2 protein-coding genes are annotated in these 5,469 nt (G+C 43.5%); both read left to right on the forward strand.

Annotation, left to right across the window (positions count from 1 at the left end):
- Window positions 1-979: 979 nt before the first annotated feature.
- Window positions 980-1,225 (forward strand): LPXTG cell wall anchor domain-containing protein, encoded by a 246-nt coding sequence (locus HMPREF2685_RS10920; RefSeq protein WP_315940840.1) that lies wholly within the window; start codon window positions 980-982, stop codon window positions 1,223-1,225.
- Between the two features lie 197 nt (window positions 1,226-1,422).
- A partial coding sequence (locus HMPREF2685_RS01915; RefSeq protein ID WP_148130431.1) for an accessory Sec-dependent serine-rich glycoprotein adhesin occupies window positions 1,423-5,469 on the forward strand: 4,047 nt, incomplete at its 3' end.

The following is a 5,469-nucleotide window of genomic DNA, read 5'->3' on the forward strand; positions in this document are numbered from 1 at the left end:
AGAATCAGTTTCTGCATCCGAGTCAGCGTCAGAATCATTGTCTGCATCTGAGTCAGCATCAACCTCTGAATCAGTCTCGGCGTCTGAGTCGGTATCCGAGTCAGTATCAACGTCTGAATCAATCTCGACATCTGAATCATTGTCAGCCTCTGAGTCAGTGTCTACATCCGAATCGGTTTCTACCTCTGAATCAGTATCAGTGTCCGAATCAGCTTCAACTTCAGTAAGCCAATCAGTCTCAGCATCTGAATCAGTGTCGACATCAGAATCAGTTTCAGCCTCTGCGTCGGTATCAACATCGGAGTCAGTTTCTGCGTCTGAATCAATCTCGACATCGGAGTCAGTTTCTGCGTCTGAATCAGTTTCAGCATCCGAGTCGGTTTCTACCTCTGAATCAGTATCGACCTCAGAGTCCGTTTCTGTATCAGAATCGGTTTCTACGTCAGAATCAGCATCAGCCTCTGAGTCAGTTTCTGCGTCTGAATCAGTGTCAACATCAGAATCAGTATCAACGTCTGAATCTGTGTCAACATCCGAATCGGCATCTGTGTCCGAGTCATTGTCAGCGTCTGAGTCAGTTTCAGCGTCTGAGTCAGTTTCAACATCAGAATCTGTGTCAACGTCTGAATCGGTGTCTACATCAGAATCAGTATTAACGTCTGAATCAGTTTCTGTATCTGAGTCAGCATCAGCCTCTGAGTCGGCCTCTACCTCAGAATCAGTCTCAACCTCTGAATCAGTCTCAATGTCCGAATCGATTTCTGTATCTGAATCAGTTTCAGCGTCCTTGTCAGCGTCTACGTCTGAATCAATCTCGACATCCGAATCAATGTCAGCATCGTTGAGCAGTTCAGTATCAGAAAGCCAGTCAGTCTCTACTTCGCTTTCGGTTTCGACATCAGTATCTGCATCAGAGTCAGCATCATTGAGTACCTCTGCACCTGAATTAACTTCAACATCAGTAAGTACTTCAGTTTCAGTGAGTCAATTACAATCAGGATCAACATCTGGTAGCGGTTCATACTCTAACTCAATGAGCCAATCAATTTCTCGTTCAGAGTCATTGTCTGTATCAGAAACAGCAAGTGGTTCACAAAAACACAGCCAATCTGTGGCGCTTCCGAATACTGGCGAAACAGAATCTGTAACATCAGTTCTTCTCGGGGTAGTTACAGGGTTAGCTGGAATTGCTGGACTTACCCGACGTAAAAAGAAGGGGAACTGATCTAGTAGGAAATATCATTTTTTTCGAGTGAATCTCATAGGAGATTCACTTTTTTACTAGTAGAATGAAGTGTTTTTAATGTGTTACAAAAAAATTTGAAAATTAAACGATAATATATAAGTTTTTTGTAGCAAATTACTTGAATCTACGTAGTATTCCTGTATAATGAATAATGACTACAATGTAAGGGGAATATCATGCAATTTAAGCGTTCAAAAGGAAACTTTCGTGAAACAGATCGTGTCGTACGCTTCAAATTAATTAAATCAGGAAAAAATTGGCTTCGGGCATCAACGGCTGCCCTAGGCCTCTTTCGCGTGGTGCGTGGGCAAGTGGAGGAGACCATCATTGCCAACGTGCAGCAAGATCAAATAGAAAATCAAAAGCATAACCAAGCCTTCTTAAAAGGTTTGATTACGGTAGGGACTGTTTTTGGTGGTGCTGTGCTTGCTACGACAGCTAAGGCGGAGGATGCAACATCACTTGCACCAACGGTTTCTGAGACAAAAGAGGAAACCTTGGCAGAAGTGGATAGTGTGGTCTTAGCGAAAACTTCAAGTCAGCCTTCAAAATCCATCTCTGTTTCAGAATCAACTAGTTTTTCTACATCTGAGAGTGCGTCTGCTTCGATCAGTGAATCCACCTCTTTGTCCTTAAGCGAAGTTGGATCAACTGCATTATCAACGGCACTTAGCGAGTCTGCTCAAGCTCTAGAGTCAGAAGCAGGTATTGAAGAGCCGACTAGTTTAGAAGAAGCCACTGTTTTAGAACAAAATACCTCTGAAGCTGAATTGCTTCAAGAAATTGCAGGGAATTACGCATCTAAAATGACGGACACCGATCGCCGAGCAGTGGTCGAAGCGGTCATTAACAAAGTGCAGGCCGAAGTGGCTGCAAGCAATAACTTGATCCACACCAATGCCAGTGCGCAAGCTTATGCTGACCAGCGCGATCGCTTGGAGAAAGCTGTCGATGAGATGATGACGACCTTGACAGCTGCAGGTTTTGTGGGAAATACGAATATAGATGGGAAACCTGCGATCTCTGCTCAGTTGGCTCCTCTAGCTGAGGAAACATACTTGGCTGATGATGTATTGGATATGACCCCGAACCCAGAAGATCCCAATGGTGCGAGTGTAGAAGATCCTACACTTGACACACCAGGATATGCTAAGGATCCTCATCTAGATAAAGATCTCTTAAGATTTTCGCCTGAAGAGTTGAAAAATTTTTTAGGTGAACCCTACACCAATCGTTATACATTTGGTATTTGGGACTTTGTGAATAAACAAGGAGAGTCACTTGGTTACTATGCGACTATGTCGATTGATATCAGTGAGATAGATCCGGAAAAGCATAAGGCAATGGATGTTTATTTCCGCATTGTCCGAAAATCAGATGGGGCTGAAATTTTTTCACAAACTGTATCTCCAGAAGGATATGGCCAAGATATTCAATTACCAAAAGAAGTACTAATTGGTCAGGCTCCCCTTGGGAACAAGGTTTTTAATTCGGAACCTTCTACAGGTAATGGGACCTTTGGAATGCTGACGAATTTTATTCCGGAACAGGCTTTCTTATTCCGGAGTATTTATGATGTCATGACGCCTGAGAATCAAGGGCAATTGATTAGGACGTATCCTAGTATCAAAATTCCATCTATGATGGGACAACAATCGACCTTCTATAGAGAAGTGGACCCGAATGGTAGATGGTTTAATGGGCAATATGAACCAACGGGGAAAGAAAGATCCTTACTAGAGTATAGAATCTACGGATTGGAAGGCCAGCATTATACAGCTTCCAATCCACGCGAATTTCCTGGTTATGTACAGGTCCCAGCGCACACCGTGTTCCCGAATCGTAAAAGTGGGGTGTTCGATAATAGTAAGAATGGGAAATCAAGAATTGAACTATTAGGGGATGCGCGTGAGCATTTCATTAAAAGTGAAGTTGTCACCCTTAATCAAAATGGTGATTATTCTCTTCGCTACTATGTTTTAGATCCTTCTAAAATACATGATGTTAGTAGTGGTGATGTAGGAAATGCTAAGGTAACCGATGTATATACACTTGTTTATGAAAAAGAATTTAAACAAGATAATACGGATAACCTTTCAGATTTAGGTGGAACTCGTAAAGTTGAAAGTAAAAACAAGGACTACTTCCTAAATGTCACACCAAAACGAATAGATTACCAACATTTTGAGTTGGATATTACAGGTTGGTTCTCTAGTAAGGAGACAGTTACATACACTGATGAGAAAACAGGAATAGAATATACTGTTCCAAAACCATTCACGGAACTTCCAAAATCGGCCTACCTCGATAAAAATACGACCATGGTCGTTGGAGAAGATGCAACACCTCAAGGAGCAGATGGTTTTTCCAACTTCAAACAAACGATCAAAAAAATAGTAGATTCATACCCCTTAACGAGTGTGAATTATTACTATCGGAAGATGACACCGTCAGAATCTACTTCACAATCTCAAAACTTCTCGATTTTAACTTCAGAGTCACTAGTTTCAGAATCCATTTCATCTTCTCAATCTGTTTCGGTCAGTGAGTCCGTTTCCTTGTCACAAGCATCTAGCTCCGCCAGTCAATCAGATTCACAGGTTTCAACCTCGATTTCCTTGTCACAATCTGTATCGACAAGCGAATCCAACTCGTTGGTTCAGGAATCGATCTCCACTAGTCAGTCGGAGGCTCTAGTCCAAGAGTCGGTTTCAGCAAGTCAATCGGATTCGTTAGTTCAATCGTCGGTTTCAGCAAGCCAGTCTGAGTCGTTGATTCAAGCATCAGTTTCTGCCAGTCAGTCCGATTCGCTTGTTAAAGAATCTGTATCCGCCAGTCAGTCAGACTCCTTGGTTCAAGCCTCAGTTTCTGCTAGTCAATCAGACTCGTTGGTTCAATCGTCGGTTTCAGCAAGCCAGTCAGAGTCCTTGATTCAAGCATCAGTTTCCGCCAGTCAGTCAGAGTCGCTGGTCCAAGATTCAGTTTCCGCCAGCCAATCAGATTCATTGATTCAGGAATCTGTATCAGCGAGTCAGTCCGATTCCTTGATTCAGTCATCTGTATCATCTAGCCAATCAGAATCCTTGGTTCAGGCATCTGTTTCAGCTAGCCGATCCGAATCGTTAGTACAAGAATCCGTTTCTGCCAGTCAATCAGACTCGTTGATTCAAGAATCCGTTTCAGCTAGTCAGTCAGACTCGTTGGTTCAAGCGTCCGTCTCAGCTAGTCAGTCAGAGTCACTGGTTAAAGAATCCGTTTCTGCCAGTCAGTCAGAGTCGTTGCTTCAGGAATCCGTATCAGCCAGTCAGTCCGAGTCACTGGTTCAAGCCTCCGTATCTGCCAGCCAGTCAGATTCATTGGTACAAGCCTCCGTTTCAGCTAGCCGGTCAGAGTCATTAGTTCAAGCGTCGGTTTCTGCAAGTCAGTCAGAGTCACTGGTTCAGGAATCGGTTTCCGTCAGTCAGTCTGACTCGTTGCTTCAGGCATCTGTATCTGCCAGTCAATCAGATTCCTTGGTTCAAGTCTCGGTTTCAGCCAGCCAGTCTGAGTCGTTGGTTCAGGCATCTGTATCGGCAAGTCAATCCGACTCGTTGGTTCAAGCCTCAGTTTCTGCCAGTCAGTCAGAGTCGTTGCTTCAGGAATCCGTTTCTGCCAGCCAGTCTGATTCCTTGGTTCAAGAATCAGTTTCTTCAAGCCAATCGGAGTCGCTGGTTCAAGAGTCGATTTCAGCGAGTCAATCAGAGTCATTGATTAAAGAATCTGTATCAGCGAGTCAATCCGACTCACAATCAAAAGCAGCATCAGCATCTAAGAGTGAGTCTGAAAAAGCCTCGAAATCTGTTTCGTTGAGTCAGTCGGTATCCTTATCTAATTTAGCATCTAGATCAATTTCTGTGTCTCAATCGCAGTCAACATCGGCGGTTGGATCGGAGGAAGTGGTTTCTCAACTGATTTCCTTGTCACAATCTATTTCAATGAGCAAAAAGCTGTCAGAATCCGTTTCAGCCAGCCAGTCTGAGTCGTTGATTCAAGCATCAGTTTCTGCCAGTCAGTCAGAGTCACTGGTTCAAGAATCAGTTTCTGCAAGTCAGTTAGACTCGTTGGTTCAAGAGTCAGTTTCTGCGAGCCAATCCGAGTCGTTGGTACAAAAATCAGTTTCCGCGAGTCAGTCAGAGTCGTTAGTACAAGAATCCGTTTCAGCAAGTCAATCTGAGTCCTTGGTT

Origin of the sequence: Streptococcus sp. HMSC074F05, from assembly GCF_001808725.1 — a bacterium.
GTDB lineage: Bacteria > Bacillota > Bacilli > Lactobacillales > Streptococcaceae > Streptococcus > Streptococcus parasanguinis_I.